Origin of the sequence: Herbaspirillum lusitanum (assembly GCF_046025995.1) — a bacterium.
GTDB lineage: Bacteria > Pseudomonadota > Gammaproteobacteria > Burkholderiales > Burkholderiaceae_D > Herbaspirillum > Herbaspirillum lusitanum_A.
In genome coordinates this window covers 330,850-351,079 of record NZ_JAQQFM010000007.1, presented here as the reverse complement: position 1 = coordinate 351,079, position 20,230 = coordinate 330,850, and the positions used below count along the sequence as shown (strand labels likewise).

Annotated in this window: 16 protein-coding genes; 9 read left to right on the top strand and 7 right to left on the bottom strand. The window is 60.6% G+C overall.

Features of this window, described 5'->3' with window-relative positions:
* The first annotated feature begins 1 nt into the window (after window position 1).
* Window positions 2–856, top strand: a complete 855-nt coding sequence (locus PQR62_RS17460; protein ID WP_408159260.1) for a metallophosphoesterase family protein — start codon at window positions 2–4, stop codon at window positions 854–856.
* A 71-nt stretch (window positions 857–927) separates the two neighbouring features.
* Here the strand turns inward: PQR62_RS17460 and PQR62_RS17455 are convergent, their stop codons facing one another.
* From PQR62_RS17455 to PQR62_RS17435, 5 genes are all read right to left on the bottom strand, one after another.
* Entirely contained in the window at window positions 928–1,413 is a 486-nt protein-coding gene (locus tag PQR62_RS17455; protein ID WP_408159259.1) for a GNAT family N-acetyltransferase, read from the bottom strand.
* 76 nt (window positions 1,414–1,489) lie between these two features.
* Window positions 1,490–1,903 carry a GNAT family N-acetyltransferase gene (locus PQR62_RS17450; RefSeq protein ID WP_408159258.1) on the bottom strand — a complete coding sequence of 138 codons (414 nt, stop codon included), beginning with the start codon at window positions 1,901–1,903 and terminating at the stop codon, window positions 1,490–1,492.
* Window positions 1,904–2,088: 185 nt separating this feature from the next.
* Window positions 2,089–2,871 carry an enoyl-CoA hydratase gene (locus PQR62_RS17445; protein ID WP_408159257.1) on the bottom strand — a complete coding sequence of 261 codons (783 nt, stop codon included), beginning with the start codon at window positions 2,869–2,871 and terminating at the stop codon, window positions 2,089–2,091.
* The gene (locus PQR62_RS17440) at window positions 2,871–4,031 is read right to left on the bottom strand and encodes an acyl-CoA dehydrogenase family protein (protein WP_408159256.1); all 1,161 of its coding nucleotides are present in this window, start codon (window positions 4,029–4,031) and stop codon (window positions 2,871–2,873) included. Before PQR62_RS17440 ends, PQR62_RS17445 begins: the two co-directional genes overlap by 1 nt.
* 157 nt (window positions 4,032–4,188) lie before the next feature.
* Complete coding sequence (locus tag PQR62_RS17435; RefSeq protein ID WP_408159255.1) at window positions 4,189–7,899, bottom strand: indolepyruvate ferredoxin oxidoreductase family protein; 3,711 nt, start codon at window positions 7,897–7,899, stop codon at window positions 4,189–4,191.
* A 330-nt stretch (window positions 7,900–8,229) separates the two neighbouring features.
* Here PQR62_RS17435 and cls point away from each other — a divergent pair, with 330 nt between their 5' ends.
* The 5 genes from cls to PQR62_RS17410 all read left to right on the top strand — a co-directional run bounded on the left by cls (window position 8,230) and on the right by PQR62_RS17410 (window position 16,097).
* Window positions 8,230–9,630, top strand: a complete 1,401-nt coding sequence (gene cls / locus PQR62_RS17430) for a cardiolipin synthase (RefSeq protein ID WP_408159254.1) — start codon at window positions 8,230–8,232, stop codon at window positions 9,628–9,630.
* A 194-nt stretch (window positions 9,631–9,824) separates the two neighbouring features.
* Entirely contained in the window at window positions 9,825–10,769 is a 945-nt protein-coding gene (locus tag PQR62_RS17425; protein WP_408159253.1) for a sensor domain-containing diguanylate cyclase, read from the top strand.
* A 713-nt stretch (window positions 10,770–11,482) separates the two neighbouring features.
* Window positions 11,483–12,274, top strand: a complete 792-nt coding sequence (locus tag PQR62_RS17420) for a substrate-binding periplasmic protein (RefSeq protein ID WP_408159376.1) — start codon at window positions 11,483–11,485, stop codon at window positions 12,272–12,274.
* Window positions 12,271–15,399: a bifunctional diguanylate cyclase/phosphodiesterase gene (locus PQR62_RS17415; RefSeq protein WP_408159252.1), complete on the top strand. Its 3,129-nt coding sequence runs from the start codon at window positions 12,271–12,273 to the stop codon at window positions 15,397–15,399. The genes PQR62_RS17420 and PQR62_RS17415 overlap by 4 nt, the downstream gene beginning before the upstream one ends.
* The gene (locus tag PQR62_RS17410) at window positions 15,396–16,097 is read left to right on the top strand and encodes a glutathione S-transferase N-terminal domain-containing protein (protein WP_408159251.1); all 702 of its coding nucleotides are present in this window, start codon (window positions 15,396–15,398) and stop codon (window positions 16,095–16,097) included. The genes PQR62_RS17415 and PQR62_RS17410 overlap by 4 nt, the downstream gene beginning before the upstream one ends.
* 80 nt (window positions 16,098–16,177) lie before the next feature.
* Here the strand turns inward: PQR62_RS17410 and PQR62_RS17405 are convergent, their stop codons facing one another.
* A complete protein-coding gene (locus tag PQR62_RS17405; protein WP_408159250.1) occupies window positions 16,178–17,059 on the bottom strand; it encodes a LysR substrate-binding domain-containing protein in 882 nt (293 codons plus the stop codon).
* A 166-nt stretch (window positions 17,060–17,225) separates the two neighbouring features.
* Here PQR62_RS17405 and PQR62_RS17400 point away from each other — a divergent pair, with 166 nt between their 5' ends.
* The 3 genes from PQR62_RS17400 (at window position 17,226) to PQR62_RS17390 (ending at window position 19,331) form a co-directional block, all read left to right on the top strand.
* The gene (locus PQR62_RS17400) at window positions 17,226–17,639 is read left to right on the top strand and encodes a VOC family protein (protein ID WP_408159249.1); all 414 of its coding nucleotides are present in this window, start codon (window positions 17,226–17,228) and stop codon (window positions 17,637–17,639) included.
* On the top strand, window positions 17,636–18,595 hold the full coding sequence (locus PQR62_RS17395) for a 2-hydroxyacid dehydrogenase (protein ID WP_408159248.1): 960 nt from the start codon (window positions 17,636–17,638) through the stop codon (window positions 18,593–18,595). The genes PQR62_RS17400 and PQR62_RS17395 overlap by 4 nt, the downstream gene beginning before the upstream one ends.
* A gap of 112 nt (window positions 18,596–18,707) precedes the next feature.
* Window positions 18,708–19,331: a glutathione S-transferase family protein gene (locus tag PQR62_RS17390; RefSeq protein WP_408159247.1), complete on the top strand. Its 624-nt coding sequence runs from the start codon at window positions 18,708–18,710 to the stop codon at window positions 19,329–19,331.
* A gap of 117 nt (window positions 19,332–19,448) precedes the next feature.
* Here PQR62_RS17390 and PQR62_RS17385 read toward each other — a convergent pair whose 3' ends face one another.
* Window positions 19,449–20,171, bottom strand: coding sequence for a TetR/AcrR family transcriptional regulator (locus PQR62_RS17385; protein WP_408159246.1), 723 nt, complete (start codon window positions 20,169–20,171; stop codon window positions 19,449–19,451).
* Window positions 20,172–20,230 lie beyond the last annotated feature (59 nt).

The window sequence follows — 20,230 nt, the reverse complement described above, 5'->3', positions numbered from 1 at the left end:
AATGCGTACACTGGTTCATTTATCCGATCTGCATTTCGGCCGCACCGATCCGGCCATCCTGGAACCCATCGTGGCGCAGGTGCACGCCATCGCGCCGGATCTGGTGGTGGTTTCCGGCGATCTCACGCAACGTGCGCGCGCCACGCAGTTCGTTGAGGCGCGCGCCTTTCTCGACGCGCTGCCGCAACCGCAGATCGTGGTGCCGGGCAATCACGACGTGCCGCTGTTCAACGTCGCTGCACGCCTGTTCCAGCCCTTGAAAAAATATCGCAGGCATATTCAGCAGGATCTGCAACCGGTCTACATCGACGATGAAATCGCCGTGATCGGCATCAACACAGCCCGCTCGCTGACCATCAAGGATGGCCGCGTCAATGACCAGCAGATCGAACGTGCGCGGCGTCAGATGGCCATGCTCGATGACCATATCGTCAAGGTCATCGTGACTCACCATCCCTTCGACCTGCCGGCCGGGCCTCAGCATCACGATCTGGTCGGCCATTCGATTCCCGCCATGCGCGCCTTCGCACTGTGCGGCGCCGACCTGCTGCTGGCCGGCCACGTGCACACCAGCTCGGCCGTGAGCAGCTCGGCGCATTACGACATTCCCGGTTACTCGGCGCTGGTGGTGCAAGCCGGGACCGCGACCTCGACCCGCAGCCGCGGCGAGACCAACTCCTTCAATGTGATTTATATCGAGGCCGAACGGATCGCGGTGGAACGCATGGGATGGCAGCCGGATCAGGGGAAATTCGTGCGCACCGGCCTGCAATGTTTCAGGCAGACCGGCAACGAATGGACGCTGGAAGAAGCGCCGCCGGCGCTGGCCGACGGCGACATGCAGAATCCGGCCTAGCACTGCGCCGGATTACCTGGCTGCGGCAACGATCACAGTCAGGCCTGCCGCCGGCACGCAAGCAGAACAACTCAGGCAAAGCGGCGGTGATAGAACCTGGTATCCACCACCATCACCGGAAACGCTGCCGGCAAAGTCTCACGAGCGATTTCAGTGAAAGAATTCTTTTCATAGAAACGATGCGCCGCCAGGAATTTGGCGGTGGTGCCGAGAAACACATCGCGCACGCCGCGCTGCGCGCACCATGCAAACAAGGTGTCCAGCAGCTTCGCCGCCACGCCGTGCGCACTGCCGCGATGGGTGGCGGCCACAAACATCTTGCGCAGCGCCACCTGCTCATTGCCGATATCCAGCAAGGCAATCGTGCCGACCACCTTGCCCTGATCCAGCGCCACCCAGAAATTGCCATTGTCCTTCTGATAGAAGCCTGAAATGTCCTTCAGATCGGGCTGGCCTTCGAGCGTGATGGGGATGTCAAATTCACCTTGCTGAATCGGCAAAATGACGGCGACCACGCCCTCGGCGTGCTGCGCGGAAAAAGGAAGAATTTCTATCATCTGTCTGTGCGGATTGGTTGAAGACGAAGGTCGGAAATGGGAAATGAAGATTTAAAAATGTTCTGCTCGGCGCATCCTACTTCAGCTCATCGCCCGGCATCAGTTCATGGCAACGCAGATTCGGCTTGAAACCGATTTTCGGATAGTAGTCGCCGGCAGAAGGCGCGGCCAGCAGCCGCAGGCGGCAGTAAGGCCCGAGCTTGCTGCGCGTGAGCCGGATCAATTCCTTGCCGATACCCATGCGCTGGCAGGCTTCGTCCACCGCCAGCTCCGACATGAAGCAGGCATAGGTGAAATCGGTCACCGACCGCGCTACGCCGACCAGCAGATCGCCGTCCCACGCGGTGACGATCAGATTGGCATGCGTGACCATCGCCTCCATGCAGGCAAGATCGTCCAGCGGACGGCGCGGCCCCAGCGCGGTGCGCTTGAGCACATCGATAAATTGCTGGGCGCTGATGGGCGCATTGATCTTGTATTCGATGCTCATGGCTGCGTTTTTACCGGTTGCGGAAAACTCAGAATCATAACTGAGAATGAAAAATCGGGGCACACAGACGGCGCGAAATCCGCTCGCCAATGTCATAGACAGCGAGCTGCAAACGAAGCCCGGTCAACGCAAAAAAAATGCCGCCCGGTTACTCACCGAACGGCATCGTTGACGAACACGGTCGTTTACTTGTTCTTCCACTCCGGCGTCCGCTTCTGCAAGAACGCTTGCACGCCCTCTTTCTGGTCTTCGGTATCGAACAAGTCCATGAACAGTTCGCGCTCAATCGGCAGCACCGAGGCCAGCGGATTGAGGCGTGCGCCCTGGATCAGCTTCTTGCTGGCGGCGACGCTGGACGGACTTTGCTTTTCCGCCTGCAAGGCCAGCTCCAGCGCACGCGCTTTGGCCTGCCCCTTGCCCACCACCTCTTCCACCAGACCGATGCGCAAGGCGGTCTCGGCATTGACGCGTTCGCCGCACAGGATCATGCGCTTGGCCCAGCCTTCGCCCACCAGCCAGGGCAGATTCTGCGTGCCGCCGGCGCAGGGCAGCAAGCCGACCGCCGCTTCCGGCAAGGCCATCTGCGCCTGTTCTTCGGCAATGCGGATGTCGCAGGCCAGCGCGCATTCCAGACCGCCGCCCATGGCGTAGCCGTTGATGGCGGCAATCGACACGCCGCGAAATCCGCTCAGGGTTTCGAAGGCTTCGCCGAAACGGCGCGCCATTTCCTGCGCCACCGCCTTGTCGCCATCGGCAAACAGTTTCAGATCGGCGCCGGCCGAAAAGAACTTCTCGCCTTCGCCGGTGATCACCAGCGTGTAAATGTTGCGGTCGGCATTGAGGTCCTGCACCAGCCGCGTCAGATCGGCCAGCGCATCGCGCGTCCAGGTATTGGCAGGCGGATTGGCCAGCGTCAGCACCGCCGTGTGATTGTTCTTTTCAAGCTTCAGATTGGTGTAGTTGCTCATCAGCGGATGTCCTCGTTGCTGTCGTTGCTCAGGAGATGGCGCGCAATGATCACGCGCATGATTTCGTTGGTGCCTTCCAGAATCTGATGCACGCGCACATCGCGGAAATAGCGTTCCAGCGGATATTCACGGATGTAGCCGTAGCCGCCGTGTATCTGCAGCGCTTCATTGCAGACGCGGAAGCCGAGATCGGTCGCCAGCCGTTTGGTCATGGCGCAATAAGTGGTGGCGTTGGGTGATTTGGCATCCAGTTTGAAAGCCGCCAGCCGCACCATCTGGCGCGCCGCGACCAGCTCGGTCTGCATGTCGGCCAGCTTGAATTGCAGCGCCTGAAAATCCGCCAGCGGCTTGTTGAACTGCTTGCGCTCCTTCATGTAGGCATGCGCCGCGTCCAGCGCCGCCTGCGCCGCTCCGACCGAACAGGTGGCGATATTGATGCGGCCGCCGTCCAGCCCTTTCATCGCGAACTTGAAACCCTCGCCCTCGTTGCCGAGCAGATGATCGGCCGGCACCCTGACGTTGTCGAAACTGATGGTGCGCGTCGGCTGGCTGTTCCAGCCCATCTTGCTTTCTTTCTTGCCGTAAGCGATGCCCGCCGCATTGCCCGGCACCACGAAGGCCGACACGCCCCTGGCGCCTTCGCCGCCGGTGCGCGCCATCACCACCAGCACGTCCGTGGCGCCGGCGCCGGAGATGAATGCCTTCGAGCCATTGAGCACATAGTGGCCGTCGACCAGTTTGGCGGAAGTCTTGAGCGACGCCGCATCCGACCCCGAACCCGGCTCGGTCAGGCAATACGATCCTATCTTCTGGCCGCTGGCCAGCTTGTTGCACCAGACGTCCTTGATGGACGGCGTGCCCCAGGAGGCGATCATCCAGCTCACCATGTTGTGAATGGTCAGATAAGCGGCGGTCGATGGACAGGCGCGCGCCAGTTCTTCAAACACGATGGTGGCGTCGAGCCGGCTCAGACCGAGGCCGCCGGCCTCTTCCGGCGTATAGAGTCCGCAAAAACCGAGTTCGCCGGCCTTGGCGATCACATCCAGCGGGAAATGCGCTTCCTCATCCCATTTGGCGGCGTGCGGCGCCATCTCGCCCTGCGCAAAGTCGCGTGCGCTTTGCTGAAAGGCCAGTTGATCTTCGTTCAGTTCAAAGTCCATGTCTTGTCTCCTGTGCGGTGTAGTTGTTATGAGCTTAGGGCAGGAAGCCGTGCAGCTTGCAGCTTGCGGGCTTGCGCCGTGGCGCCTAGATTAATGGAAATCATGAGAAAGGGTTGTCGCCGGCGCGACATTGCGGCGCCGGCGCACATCAGTCGTCTCAGGCCGCCACGTCATGCGCCGCCAGATTGACCTTCTGAACCAGGTTGCCCGGCTGCCGATAGCGCTCCAGCAAGGCGGCTTGCTTGATGCGCATCTGGGCCAGCGCCTTGTCCTTGACGTGGCCGTAGCCGCGCAACTGTTCCGGCAATTGCGCGATCTCGATGGCCAGCGCCAGTTTTTCTGCGCTGATGCCGGCCTCCAGATCATTCAGCAGCAGGCTCACGGTCTCGCGATATTCGGCAATCAGGCGGCGTTCGGTCTTGCGCTCTTCGGTGTAGCCGAAGACGTCGAATCTGCCGCCGCGCAGGCCTTTGAACTTTGCCAGCAGTCTGAACGCCGGCATCATCCAGGCGCCGTATTTCGTCTTGATGAGATGGCCTTGCGCATCCTTCTTCGCCAACATCGGCGGCGCCAGATTGAAGCTGAGCGCAAAGTCGCCTTCGAACTGTTGCTTCAGTTGCTCCATGAAGCGGCCATCGGTGTACAGCCGCGCCACTTCGTATTCGTCCTTGTAGGCCATCAGCTTGGACAGATTGCGCGCCACCGCCATGCTCAGCTTGTCGCCCTGATTCAATCCGGCCTCCTTGGCGCGCACCTGCTCCACGAAGCTCGTGAAGGATGCGGCGTAGGCCGCGTCCTGATAGTCGCTCAGGAAAGCCACGCGGCGCTTGATCAGCTTGTCCAGCGTTTCCGGCATACGGATCACCACCGGCTGCGCCGGCACCGCAATCTTTTCCACCTTGGCCAGATCGACTGCGGCGCGGCGGCCCCACAGAAAACTGGTCTTGTTGGATTCGACGGCGACGCCGTTCATTTCAATCGCGCGCAGCAAGGCCGCTTCGCTCAGCGGCAGTTCGCCGCGTTGCCAGGCATAGCCCAGCATGAACAGATTGGTGGCGATCGAATCACCCATCAGCGCAGTCGCCAGACGCGTGGCGTCGATGAAATCGGCCTGCTGATCGACCGACTCCTGAATCAGCGCCTTGACATCTTCAAACGGAAACTGCCAGTCGGGGTTCTTGGCAAACTGGCCCGGCGGCTGCTGATGCACGTTGACCACGGCGCGCGTACGGCCCGGACGCATCTTGGAAATGGCGTCATGCGAACCGGCGGTCAGCATGTCGCAACCGAGGATCAGATCGGCTTCGCCGGTGGCGATGCGTTGCGCGCGTATCGCTTGCGGCGTGCGCGCGATGCGCACATGCGAGGTGACCGAGCCGTTCTTCTGCGACATGCCGGTCATGTCCAGCACCGACGCGCCCTTGCCTTCCAGATGCGCGGCCATGCCCATCAAGGCGCCAATGGTGATGACGCCGGTACCGCCTATGCCGTTGATCAGGATGTTGAATGGCGTGTCGCAAGACGGAATCAGCGGCTGCGGCAGCACGCCGAAATCATCGACCGCATCCTTCTTCATCACGCCGGCTTTGGATTTCTTGAGCTTGCCGCCGGTGACGGTGACAAAGCTGGGGCAGAAGCCCTTGACGCAGGAATAATCCTTGTTGCACGAGGACTGATCGATGGCGCGCTTGCGGCCGAACTCGGTTTCCAGCGGCAGAATCGAGGTGCAGTTGGATTGCACCCCGCAATCGCCGCAGCCTTCACACACCGCCTCATTGATGAACAGGCGCTGATCGGGGTCGGGGAATTCGCCTTTTTTGCGACGACGGCGTTTCTCGGCGGCGCAGGTCTGGTCGTAAATGATGACCGAGACGCCGGCCAGTTCGCGCAACTCGCGCTGCACCGCGTCCATGTCCTTGCGGTCGTGCACGGTAACGCTGGCCGGCAGGTTCGAACGGTCGCTGTAGCGGCTGATGTCTTCGCTCACCAGCGCGATGCGCTGGACGCCTTCGGCCGCCATCTGCTGCGCGATCATCGGCACCGAGGTGGTGCCGTCGACCGGCTGACCGCCGGTCATGGCCACCGCGTCGTTGTACAGAATCTTGTAGGTGATGTTGACCTTGGCCGCCACCGTCGCACGGATCGCCAGATAACCGGAGTGAAAATAGGTGCCGTCGCCCAGATTGGCAAACACGTGCGGCACTTCCGAAAACGGCGCCTGGCCGATCCAGGGCGCGCCCTCGCCGCCCATGTGCGTGGTCAGCTTGTTGAACTCGGGATAGATGGCGGTGGCCATCACATGGCAACCGATGCCGGCCAGCGCAAAGCTGCCTTCCGGCACTTTGGTCGACGTATTGTGCGGACAGCCGGAGCAGTAGTACGCCGGACGCGGCGGTGTATTGACCGCCTTGTTGAGCACCGCGTCCTTGGCGTCGAGAAAAGCCAGCCGCGCCTTGATCAGGTCGCTGGTGTGAAAACGCGCAATGCGCGCCGCGATCACACGTGCGATCTGCGCCACCGAAAAATCGGCCTTGGACGTCAGCAGCCATTCGCCGCGCGGCGCGACCCACTCGCCTTTTTCGTCGAACTTGCCGATCACGCGCGGACGTACGTCGTCGCGCCAGTTGTAGAGCTGTTCCTTGAGCTGGTATTCGACCATCTGGCGTTTTTCTTCCACCACCAGAATCTCGTCGAGGCCCTGCGCGAATTCGCGCACGCCTTCCGGCTCCAGCGGCCACGGCATCGACACCTTGAAGAGGCGCAGGCCGATGTCGGCAGCGAAGGCTTCATCGATGCCCAGCTCGCTGAGCGCCTCCAGCACATCGAGGTAGGACTTGCCGGAGGCGATGATGCCCAGCCGCGCCTTCGGGCTGTCGATCATCACGCGATTGAGTTTGTTGGCGCGCGCGTAGGCCAGCGCGGCGTAGATCTTGTAATCCTGCATCAGCGCTTCTTGCTTGCGCGCCTGCAGCCCCAGCGTGTCGGTGGACAGACGGGCGTTCAGCCCGCCTTCGGGCATCACGAAATCGGCCGGATATTTGATATCGATGCGGAAAGGATCGGCATCCACCGAGGCACTCGACTCGACGGTATCGGCCAGCGCCTTGAAGCCGACGGTGCAGCCCGAGAAGCGCGACATGGCCCAGCCGTGCAGGCCGAGATCAAGGTATTCCTGCACATTGCAGGGATACAGCATGGGAATCATCGAGGCCGAAAAGATGTGGTCGGACTGATGCGGCAGCGTCGATGAATAGGCGCCGTGATCGTCGCCCGCCACCAGCAGCACGCCGCCTTTGGCCGAGGTGCCGGCGTGATTCATGTGCTTCAAGACGTCGCCGCAGCGATCCACGCCCGGCCCCTTGCCGTACCACATGGCGAACACGCCATCGTATTTGGCGGGGCCGATCAGATCGACCTGCTGCGTGCCCCACACGGCGGTGGCGGCCATGTCTTCGTTGGTGCCCGGCTGGAACTTGATGCGATGCGCATCGAGATGCTTCTGCGCCTTCCACAGGGCTTCGTCCAGACCGCCCAGCGGCGAGCCGCGGTAGCCGGAAATGAAACCTGCTGTGTCGAGTCCGGCAGCCTGATCGCGAATCTGCTGCAGCATGGGCAGACGCACCAGCGCCTGAATGCCGGACAGAAATATGGAACCGGATGTAGCGGTGTATTTATCATCCAGACTGACCGCAGCCAGTTGGATTGATTGAACTGTATCGGCGGTGTGCACGCCGCCGGATACGGAAGAAGATTCCGGGTTGACCGGATAGTGAGCGCTCACCTGGGTCGCAGTCTGCTGGGATGCCGGTGCATTGTCTACGGTATGCGCCGTCAATCCAGCAGCCTCAGCTGCCGAACGGGTTTCCATTGCTTGTCTCCAAAATTTTGATTTGAATAGCATCCGTCATTACTGCACCGGGTACGGCGCATCACTGCCAGACACTTCGACCGTGGTAGCGGTCAACACAACAATCTCGTTCATCGATAACTGCTGTGACTGAAGTCTAAGGGCGTATCGACCGGGGATGGAAATACCGATTGGGGATAGGGGTATAAGTTATAAATATACCCCTGCCGCATTACGCCCCCAAGCGTGAGTGCCGTGCGGCAATCAATGGTAGGATCGCTGCCGACATCCGCCTCAATGAAGCAGCGCCGCACCTCTCCCTGCGGCCACAAAAACCTGGAGCATCACTGAATGCAGTATGCGTCGCCCCTTGCCCTGGGCCTGATCTCTGCGGCCGTCTTTGCGGTTCATCTCGCCGGCATCGCCGCCGCCGCGCATGCCTTGATGCACACCCGCACATCTCAAGGCACCGTCGCCTGGGTATTCGGCCTGATTCTGCTGCCCTATTTCACATTGCTTCCCTATTTGTTTCTGGGCCGCAAACATTTCTACGGCTACGTCGAGCTGCGCCACGCCAGAGCCGGACACCGGCGCCAACATGCGCAAACGCCTGCCATCGAGGCGCAAAGATTTACGGCGCTCAGCAACATGCTGGGCAATGAGTTCCACGGCGGTCACCGGCTCAGTTTGCTGATCGATGGCGAAGCAGCCTTCGCCGCGATGCTGGCGGCCGTTGCTTCGGCCGAACACTATGTGCTGGTGCAGTTTTTCATCATCCATGACGATCACATCGGTGGTCGCCTGCAAGCCGCGCTGCTGGCTTGTGCCGCACGCGGCGTGCACGTTTGCGTGCTGTACGACGGCGTCGGCAGTCACGGTTTGCCGCAAAGCTATATCGACCGTCTGCGCGCAGGCGGCGTCCGGATTCATCCCTTCACCACGCGGCGCTGGCGTAACCGTTTGCAGGTCAACTTTCGCAATCACCGCAAAATCGTGGTGGTCGATGGCTGGCGCGGCTTTGTCGGCGGCCTGAATGTCGGCGATGAATATCTCGGCAGCAAACCGCCGCTGTCGCCCTGGCGCGACACGCACATGGAACTGCAAGGCCCGGCCGTCGGCGACCTGCAACTGGCCTTCGATGAAAACTGGCAATGGCTGCGCGGGGAAGAGCTGACGTTGCTGCCGCCGCGCGCGGTCGATGGCACAGCAACATGCCTGATCGCCGCCACCGGCCCGGCCGACGCCCAGGAGAGCTGCTCGCTGTTCTTCGTTACCCTGATTCATGCGGCGCGCCGGCGCCTGTGGCTCGCCACGCCTTATCTGGTGCCGGATTCGGCCGTCTTTGCCGCCTTGCAACTGGCAGTGTTTCGCGGTGTCGATGTCCGCATCTTGCTGCCATCGCGTCCGGACCATCGTACTGTCTTCATGGCGACCACGCTCTGGGCCCATGAAGCGGTGCGTGCCGGCCTGCGCGTATTTCGCTACCAGCCGGGCTTTACCCACCAAAAGGTCGCGCTAATCGATGACGACGTCAGCGTGGTCGGCAGCATGAATCTGGACAACCGCTCACTGCGGCTCAACTTCGAAGTCGCGGCGCTCAATATTGACCGGAACTTCGCTCAGGAAGTGCAGCAGATGCTGGAAAAGGATTTTGCCAAGGCGCTGGAAATCGATAAAAACGACTACCAGCAGTTGGCCTATCCGCACAAAGTCGCGCTCCATGTTGCCAGGCTGTTCGCACCGGTGCTATGAGCACTGTCTGCCAGGCCGGCTCGCTAGCGCATCCTACTTTCAGTCTGCCGGGCTATTCGCCCTTCTTTCTTAGTGAGCCATGCAGAAAATTCGAGTTATGCTTGCGCCAGCTTTCTCCTCATCAATTAAGACGCAATAAAAATTGCAACAGAGCAATTAAATAAATATCTCGATTCAATTTCCATCTCTGAGCCATGAACCATCCGATACAAAAGCAAATGGAGCCCGACAGCGCCGTCTATAAAACCTTGCTGGAATCGACCAAAGCGATTCCCTGGAGAATCGACTGGAGCACCATGAAGTTCACCTATGTCGGCCCGCAAATCGAGAAGCTGCTGGGCTGGACGCAGGAGAGCTGGGCCACGGTCGAGGACTGGGCTACCCGCATTCATGCCGACGACCGCGAAGCCGTGGTCAACTTCTGCGTTTCACAATCCAAATCGGGTATCGATCACGAAGCCGACTATCGCGCGTTGACGCGCGACGGCGAACATGTCTGGATTCGCGATGTGGTGCACGTAGTACGCAAGCCGGATGGCGAAGTCGATTCGCTGATCGGTTTCATGTTCGACATCACCGAACGCAAGAAGACCGAGGCGCGCGTGGCCGAACTGCAGAAGGAACTGGAAGCCTTGTCGTATCGCGACGGCCTGACCAATGTCGCCAACCGCCGCATGTTCGACTCGGCGCTGGAAGTCGAATGGGGCAATGCACTGAAGAACCGCACCGCCTTGTCGGTGATCATGCTCGACATCGACTATTTCAAGCAGTACAACGATCAGTACGGCCACATCCGCGGCGACGCCTGCCTCAAGAAAGTCGCCACTGTGCTCAGCAGCGCAGCGACCCGCACCCGCGATTTCTTTGCGCGCTACGGCGGAGAAGAATTTGTATTGATCCTGCCGGAGACCGATGCCGCTGCGGCGCTCAAGGTCGCGCAACGTTGCCGCAAGCTGGTGCTGGAAGCGCAGATTCCGCACGAAAAATCTCAGGTGGAAAAAGTGGTCACCATCAGCGTCGGCGTCAGCACCACCATTCCGTCGCAGAACGAAGACCCGATCAGCTTCATCGAGTCGGTGGATAAATGCCTGTACGTGGCCAAGCAACGCGGTCGCAACTGCATCGCCAGCGACGCCTGAGCTGACAGGCAATGGTCTGACCATTCAGAACATCTGTGCACGGGTTGAGCTGTGAATGCAACATTCCCTGCAGAAAAGGCAGAAAAACGGGCGCCTTGACAGGCTCTTGTAAGCCAGCGAATGGGGACTGATTTACACTGCCGTATCGGGCTGGCGATCTGAATTGATGGCGCAATTTCGAGCCGGCTTGTGGTCGATTTTTAATGCATTGCGCTTTGTTGCGATTTGGACAGCCGTCAGTTAGCATCGCCCGCATGGAAACCGGGCATTGTTGTAAATCGGTATGAAATGCGGCGGACACCGCATCCGATCACAAGGATGCTACGTAGAAGATGAACAGTCGTGCATGACAAAGCAACAACTAAGCAGATAAGTAGCAGATAAGCAATCGATACGCATCATGCAGCACGGGGCCATACGCTGCAAAAAGAACAAGGCAAGATCGCAGGACAGCGTTGCAGAGCCGAGAACAAGGGCATGCAGGCTGAGGGGAGCAGGCGTCAGCCGGCAAGAAACAAGCACAATAGCGACACGCATGCGTGCGCACAGGGAAGCAATCAGGGGGCGGTATCTTCAGTCATCTCATCAATCGGTTCTTTTCCGGCCCGTTTTTCAACTCGCGCCCGGGCTTGCCTGCTGTTGCGAGCACGCCGGCTATGTTGCGTCATCGCGGTCAGTGCCGCCTGAAACTGAAGCACAAGCTGACCATCAGCATGGCAACGGCGGCACTGGCGCTGTTGTCCGCCGCCGCACACGCTGCGCCCACCACGTCGAACGGTCCGGATTGCTCGCGCCCGTTCACGCTGGCCTTGCATGATCACGGCCTGCTCTACTCTGCCGAAACAGATACCGGCATCGACAAGGATTTTGCCAACGAACTGGCGCGCCGCAGCGGTTGCAAGATCGTCATCAGCCTGATGTCGCGCGCCCGTATCTGGCAGTTGATTGAATCCGGTTCGCTGGATTTCAGCCTGTCGGGAATCGCCAATGCCGAACGCCGCCGCTTTGCCTCTTTCGCCTGGTACATCAGCAACAAATATTATTTGCTGGTGCGCAAGGACAGCGGCATCCGCCAGCTTTCCGATTTTGAGAACACCGAAAAATTCCAGCTCGGCGTGATCCGCAGCTTCCGTTACAGCGACTCGGCCAACAAGCTGGTCGACAAGCTGACTGCCGCCAACCGCGTCAGCCAGGCAGGCAGCCTGGGGCCGCTGTATCAGGCGCTGATGCTCAATCGCATCCAGGGCATGATCATGGAGCCCTTCGACTATCCGGTCGTGGAAGAAAAGCACATCCGCGATGCCACCACCATCATCGAATTCAACGACCCGGCGGTGCCGCACGGTCTGATCATGTCGAAGAAAGCCGTGTCGCCGGCGGAACAGGAAAAATGGCGCGCGCTGGTCAATGACATGCGCGCCGACGGCACCGTGTTGCGTATCTTCGAAAAGTATTTCAACCCGACCCTCTCGGCAGCGATGGTCCACTTTCAGGCTGAGCCGTGAGCTGGGCGCGCCAGATTCTGCTGCCGCTGCTAATCCTGGTCGCCGGACTCGGCATCACCTGGACGACCTGGGACCACGAACGGCATGCCTCCAGCAAAGAGTTGCATGCGCAATTCGACTTTTCGCTGCGTGAAGCCGTCAGTCGCATGGAGCAGCGCGTGGCCAGCTATGAACAGATGCTGCATGGCGTGCAGGGACTTTTTTCCGCTACCGGCGAACTCGACCGTGCCGGATTCCGTGAATACATCCGGGCCTTGAATCTGGATGCCAACTTCGCCGGAATTCAGGCCATCGGCGCCGAAGAATGGCTGGTCGGCGACCGCGATCTTGAAAATCACGTCGCACGCCTGCGCCGCAGCGGCTTCCCCGATTATGAAATTCGCCCGGCCGGAGTACGCGACGGTTATGCCCCGATCACCCTGCGCGAACCCTATATCGGACGCAACAGCAGCATCCCCTTCGGCTACGACCACTGGTCGGAACCGGTGCGCCGCGCCGCCATGGAAAAGGCACGCGACTCCGGCATGGCCGCCATTTCCGGCAAGGTCAAGCTTGATTTCGACGATCTGACCGAGATCAAGCCCAGCTTCATCATGTATCTGGCGATCTATGCGCACGGCAAGCCGCAATCCACCATTGAAGAGCGGCGCGCCAATCTGGTCGGCTGGGTGCACGCCTCGTTCCGCATGAATGAAGTGATGGCCAGCCTGTACGGCGAACAGACCCCGGGCCTGGCGGTCAACATCTATGATGGCGTCGATCCTCGTCCCGAAGCGCTGATGTATCACTCCACGGCAACCGTCGTGACGCCGCATCCGGAGCGCCTGTTCGCCACCGAATATCTGGTGGTGGCCGGCCACAACTGGCTGCTGCAGTTGCATGCGCTGAAAGACTTCAATACCCGTTACGGCCGCAATGCAGAATGGCTGATCGCGATCACCGGTTTCGGCCTGAGCGTGATGCTGGCGCTGCTGACCTGGCTAATGATGTCGAGCCGGGTGCGCGCGGTGCGCACCGCCGCCAAGATGACGCGCGAACTGCGTGAAAGCGAGGCGCAGTTTCGCGCCATCGCCGACTGCACCGTGAACATGGAAATCTGGTGGGGCCTGGACAACAAGCCACGCTGGATCAACCACGCCGTCACCAACTACACCGGCTACACGGTGGATGAATGCCTGGCCATGCCTGACATGTACCAGACGCTGGTACATCCCGACGATCTTGCGCGCGTGCGCGCAACACTGCAGAGCGGCTTGCAGGGCGAACGCGGCGAAGATCTGGAATTCCGCTGCATGCGCAAGAACGGCACGCAGTTCTGGCTGTCGCTGTCGTGGGGCCCGATCACCGACGCCACCGGCGCCTTCAACGGCTATCGCACCAGCGCGGTGGATGTCAGCGAACGCAAGGAAGTCGAAGACGAAATGCGTATCGCCGCAGTCGCCTTCGAATCGCTGGAAGGCATGATCATCACCGATGCCGACAGCAACATGCTGCGCGTCAACAATGCCTTCACCTCGATCACCGGATATACCGGCGAAGAAGCGATCGGCAAAAATCCGAACCTGCTGAAATCCGGCCGCCACGGCCCTGAGTTCTATCAGGAAATCTGGGCCAGCGTCACGGCCACCGGCGGCTGGCAGGGCGAAATCTGGAACCGCCGCAAGAACGGCGAAATCTATCCGGAATGGCTGACCATTGCCACTGTAAAAAACACCGCCGGCTGCGTCACGCATTACGTCGGCACCCACCACGACATCACCGACCGCAAGATTGCGGAGGAACGCATCCGCGAGCTGGCCTTCTTCGATGCGCTGACCCAGTTGCCTAACCGCACCCTGCTGCTGGATAGGCTGAAGCAGGCGATTTCGGTCAGCGCGCGCAACAAGACCTCCAGCGCCCTGCTGTTCATCGATCTCGACCACTTCAAGACGCTCAACGATACGCTCGGCCACGACAAGGGCGATATGCTGCTCAAGCAAGTGTCGCAGCGGCTGGCGACCAGCGTGCGCGTCAACGACACGGTGGCGCGCGTGGGCGGCGACGAATTCGTGGTGGTATTGGAAAACCTCGACAGCAAGCCGGAAGAAGCCGCCACCCAGACCCGCGCCATCGGCCAGAAAATCCTGTCCTCGCTGGGCATGGTGTACCAGCTCGGCGATATCGAATACCGCACCACCGCCAGCATCGGCGCCACCATTTTCAAGGGGCGCCAGGCCTCGATCGACGATCTGCTGAAGCAGGCCGATCTGGCCATGTACAAGTCCAAGGAAACCGGCCGCAATGCGCTGCGCTTCTTCGACCCGGCGATGCAGACCGTGGTGCTGGAACGCGCCACCATGGAAGCCGGTTTGCGCAAGGCCATCGAATGCGGCCAGTTGCTGCTGCACTATCAGGCCCAGGTGGTCGAAGGCAAGCGCGTCACCGGCGCCGAAGTGCTGGTGCGCTGGATGCATCCGGAGCGCGGCATGGTGCCGCCAGGCGACTTCATCCCGCTGGCCGAAGAAACCGGCCTGATCCTGCCGCTGGGCAACTGGGTGCTGGAAACCGCCTGCGCCAAACTGGCTGAATGGTCGCGCAATCCGGAGACCGAGTATCTGACCATCGCCGTCAACGTCAGCGCCCAGCAATTCCGCGAGCTCGATTTCGTCGAAACCGTGCTGCGCATCATCGGCAAGACCGGCGCCAATCCGGCCCGCCTGAAACTGGAACTGACCGAAAGCCTGCTGGTCGACAACGTCGAAGACATCATCCAGAAGATGTATGCGCTCAAGGCCAGCGGCGTGGAATTCTCGCTGGACGATTTCGGCATCGGCTACTCCTCTTTGTCCTATCTCAAGCGGCTGCCGCTGAACCAGCTTAAAATCGACCAGTCTTTCGTGCGCGATGTGCTGGTCGATCCCAACGACGCCTCCATCGCCAAGACCATCGTGGCCCTGGCGCAAAGCCTCGGACTGGGAGTCATCGCCGAGGGCGTCGAAACCGACGCACAACGCAGTTTCCTGGCCGATGCCGGCTGTCATGCGTATCAGGGCTATTTCTTCTGCCGTCCCGTGACTGTGGACAGCTTTGAAAAATTTGTGCGGGAATTCGCTCCTGAAGCGATCCCGCTGGAGATATTGTCGTGACCGATCTTTCCTCTTTCGCCATCACCGGCAAATGGCCTGCGCGCCACCCCGACCGCATTCAGCTGTATTCGCTGCCCACGCCCAACGGTGTCAAGGTTTCGATCATGCTGGAAGAAACCGGCCTGCCCTACGAGCCGCATCTGGTCAGCTTTGAAACCAATGATCAGATGTCGCCCGAGTTCCTGTCGCTCAATCCGAACAACAAGATCCCGGCCATCCTCGACCCCGATGGTCCCGACGGCAAGCCGCTGCCGCTGTTCGAGTCGGGCGCGATTCTGCAGTACCTCGCCGACAAGACCGGCAAATTCATCTCCAGGGATGCCGGCGAACGCTATCAGACCATACAGTGGCTGATGTTCCAGATGGGCGGCGTCGGCCCGATGTTCGGCCAGCTCGGCTTCTTTCACAAATTCGCCGGCAAGGAATACGAAGACAAGCGCCCGCGCGATCGCTACGTCGCCGAATCGCGCCGCCTGCTGGGCGTGGTCGACCAGCGTCTGCAGGATCGCGAATGGCTGATGGGCGACTACAGCATCGCCGACATCGCGCTGTTCCCGTGGATCCGCAATCTGAACGGTTTCTACGAGGCCGGCGACCTGGTCGGCTTCAGCGATTTCCGCAATGTCGCCCGCACGCTGGCCGCCTTCGTGGCGCGACCCGCGGTGATCAAGGGACTGACGATTCCGCAACGCGGCTGAAGCCTGGTGAAGCGAGCAGATCAGATGTAAAAAAAGTCGGGCTGTTGCACCCGGCTTTTTTCATTGCATTCCAGACTTCTTCAGTCGGGCACAAACGCCCCTCCCATCGCCGCCGACAAGGCATTGAGCATATTGGGCCGTTCATTCTGCTGATGGCTGAGCAAGATGATTTCGCGCGCATAGGCCTCGCCTTTGACCGGCGTCATGCTGCAGTCCTGCGCCAGCCGCTCCAGCCCCGGCCAGTCCGGCACCAGACTGATGCCGACGCCGTCGCCCACCAGCATGGTGATGGCTTCCAGCGCATCCAGATCGAACAGCACCTGCGGCGTCACGCCCTGATCATCCAGATAGCGTTGCGCGTGGCGTCCGCCCCAGGAAGCCGGATCGTAACGGATGTAAGGCTGGCTCGCCAGCAAGGCCGGCAACTTCGCAGCGCTGATGCGCAGCTTCTTCTTGCTCAACAGCAGCAACCCTTCCCTGCGTAAAGTCACGGCGCGCATCAGCCGGGGCAATTCGAAAGGCGGCGCGACGAGGATGGCGGCGTCCAGTTCGCCGGCCTGTACCGCCTGGTACAAGGCGCGCGAGGTGCCAGGCACAATGGCGGGAAGAATCCCCGGCGCCTGCTGCGCCAATGTCCGCAACGCTGCGGGCAGCATGCCGGTCAACGCCGTGGAAATGGCGCCGATGCGCAAGCTGCCTTTGAGCCCGGCCGGATCGGCGTCGCTGGCCAGCAACTCCACCTCGCGCACGATGCGCCGCGCACGCGGCAGCAGGCCGAGGCAGGCATCGCTGGCGCGGGCGGCATGGCCGGCGCGCGACAGCAGCTCAAAGCCGAGCTGGCGCTCCAGCGCCTGGATACGCTGGCTGATGGCGGCCGCAGTCAGCCCTTCGGCACGCGCGGCGTCGGCAATCGAACCATGGTCGACCACCGCAATCAGACTTTGCAGATAGCGCACATCCATAAGCAATTCTTTCGAACAAAACAAGAATTACATGCTATCCCTTTTGTTTGAAAAGCGCTACGCTCTCAGCTGTGATGGGATATCCGCCATGTCCTTTTCCATATCGCACACGCCAGACTCATCCTCAATAAAAACGGCGGTCATCATTCTTAGCTCAGGAGCGCTCATGCAGTCGATTTTCCATCTCGCCTATCACGTCACCGATCTGGACCAGGCGCGCAAATTCTACGGTGATATTCTCGGCTGCAAGGAAGGCCGCAGCACGGATACCTGGGTCGACTTCGACTTCTTCGGCCATCAGATTTCGCTGCATCTGGGCCCGGTCTTCGCCGTCACCAACACCGGCAAGGTCGGCCATCACATGGTGCCGATGCCGCACCTCGGCGTGATCCTGCAAATGGCCGACTGGCAGGCGCTGGCCGATCGCCTGAGCGCACTCAACATCGAGTTCGTGCTCAAGCCCAACATCCGCTTCGCCGGCGAACCCGGCGAACAGGCCACCATGTTCTTCCTCGACCTGTGCGGCAACCCGATTGAAGTCAAGGGCTTCAACGACCTGGCGCAGGTCTACGCGACATGAACAATGTGAGCCCCCAGGCGCCCATCCCCTTCATCGCCAGATGCGACGCCGCCCAGTGCGAGCTTTGGCTGACTGCGCTGCGGCTGGCCATGCCCGATGAAAACATCGTCGCCTTCGCCACGCTGGACGCCGACGCCCGCGCCGCCTGCAAACTGGCCATCGTCGCCAATCCCGATCCGGCCGAAGTCGCGCAATTGCCGCAGCTGGAATGGGTGCACAGCGTCTGGGCCGGGGTCGAAAAGATGGTGGCCGAACTGGGCGACAGCGGTTTGCAGATCGTGCGTCTGGTCGATCCGCAACTGGCAGCCACCATGGCTGAAGCAGTGCTGGCCTGGAGTCTCTACCTGCATCGCGACATGCCGGCTTACGCCCGCTTGCAACAGACCGGCCAATGGCAGCAGCTCGATTACGTGCGCCCCCAGAACAGAACCGTCAGCCTGCTGGGGCTGGGTGCGCTGGGCGATGCCGCCGCCCGGCAATTGCTGAACGCGGGCTTCAAGGTCTGCGGCTGGAGCCGGCAATTGAAGAATATCCCCGGCGTCGCGACCTTTGCCGGCGACGAGGGCCTGCAGGCCATGCTGCAGCAGACCGATATTCTGGTCTGCCTGCTGCCGCTGACCGCACAGACCCGTCATCTGCTGAACGCCGAACGGCTGAGCTGGCTGTCGCAGGACGCCACGCTGATCAACTTCGCGCGCGGCCCCATCATTGACGACGAGGCCTTGCGCGCAGCGCTCGATCAGGGCCGGCTCAAGCACGCAGTGCTCGATGTATTCGCTACCGAGCCGCTGCCCTCCGACGCCTGGCAATGGCCGCACCCCGCGGTCACGGTCTTGCCGCATATTTCCGCGCCCACCGATCGTGAAACGGCGTCGGCGATTGTGGCGGGCAACATCCGCGCCTATCGGGCCGACGGCAGCATTCCGCCGACCGTGGATCTGAGCCGGGGCTATTGAAGCAAGCTTCCGCGACCGCAAGTGTTACGGTGGAGAAAGCAGGAAGTGTATATGTCTCTTTCAGGACGGCGAGATTAGGCTGTATGTTTTCGTCTTCCTGACATTGACGCTTATGATTACCATCCTCGGCAAGGCCGGCTCCATCAACGTGCGCAAAGTGCTATGGACTTGCGCAGAACTCGCACTGCCGTTTGAACGGGAAGACTGGGGCAGCGGCTTCCGCCCGACTGAGGATCCGGAATTCCTCGCACTCAATCCCAACGCCCTGGTGCCGGTGATTCGCGACGGCGATTTCGTGCTGTGGGAATCGAACACCATCATCCGCTATCTCGCCAATCGCTATGGCGACGCTGCGTTTTATCCCCTCGATCCGCAGGCCCGCGCCGGCGTCGATCAGTGGCTGGACTGGCAGGCCACCAACCTCAACAATTCCTGGAGCTATGCCTTCATGGCGCTGGCGCGCCACAGCCCTGCCCATACCGATGCGCAGCAGATTGCGGCATCGGTTGCCAACTGGGAGAAACACATGCGGATTCTGGAACAGCGCCTGCAACAGGCCGGGTCTTATGTCTGCGGCGCGCAATTCACGCTGGCCGATATCGCCATCGGGCTATCGGTGCAACGCTGGTTTGCGACGCCGCTGGCACATCCGGATCTGCCGGCGCTGAACGCTTATTACGCGCGCCTGAGCGAGCGTGAAGGCTTCATGCTTTTTGGGCGCAATGGAATGCCGTGAAGGGAAATGAAAAATGCCGTTCGGCGACCACGCGAACGGCATTTTCGATATACCTCGCTCCGGAGGTTGAGGCTGCAAATCCGATTTGCAAGCATGCTGCGCGCAGGCGCATTCTGGCTAGCCGGCTTTTGCTGCCGCCTTTTTTGCTGCCGCCTTGGATGTGGCAGTTTTGCCGACGCGCTTCGCCGTCGACGTCAACTTGACCGCAGGTTCAGCCGCACCGGCTTCAGGCATCTTGATCACGGCCTTCAGAAACAAGGACAGCACCGCTTCCGCCGTTTTATCATCGATCCGCACCGGATCACAGCGATGCGCGAAGCATACGCCTTCGCACAAGGCCATCAGGCCGACTGCAATTTCATGCGGCGGCGCGGCGGGCGCCGAGTTGGTGAGACTTGAAAACATCACGACGAATTCGGCGATCTGCTCGTGCCGCTCTTTCAGAAAGACACTCAACTGCGCGCGAAATTTCTCATCGCGCACGGCCACGATCTTGGCCTCCATCCACATCTGGCTGCACATGTCATCGCGATACAAGGTGCTGTAATAGGCCGCGATCTTGTTCTGCAAGGCGAGCGGATCAAGCACCGGTTCCTGCAGCATGCGGTGGAACTCCAGATCCATTTCTGCGCTTTCACGCCGCAGCAACTCAAAGAACAGCTCGGTCTTGTCGTCGAAATTGGAATAGAACGCACCGCGTGTGTAGCCGGCGGCAGCGGCGATATCTTCGACGCTGGCGAGCGTGAATCCCTTTTGAATAAAGACTTCATGCGAGGCCTCCAGCAGGCGCTCGCGGGTCTGTTCGCGGCTTTGCTCGCGACTGAGTCGTTGACGTGTCATGCCCGGATTCTAGCATCTGTGAATTCAAATACAAGCTTGCATCTGAATTCAATGACGTA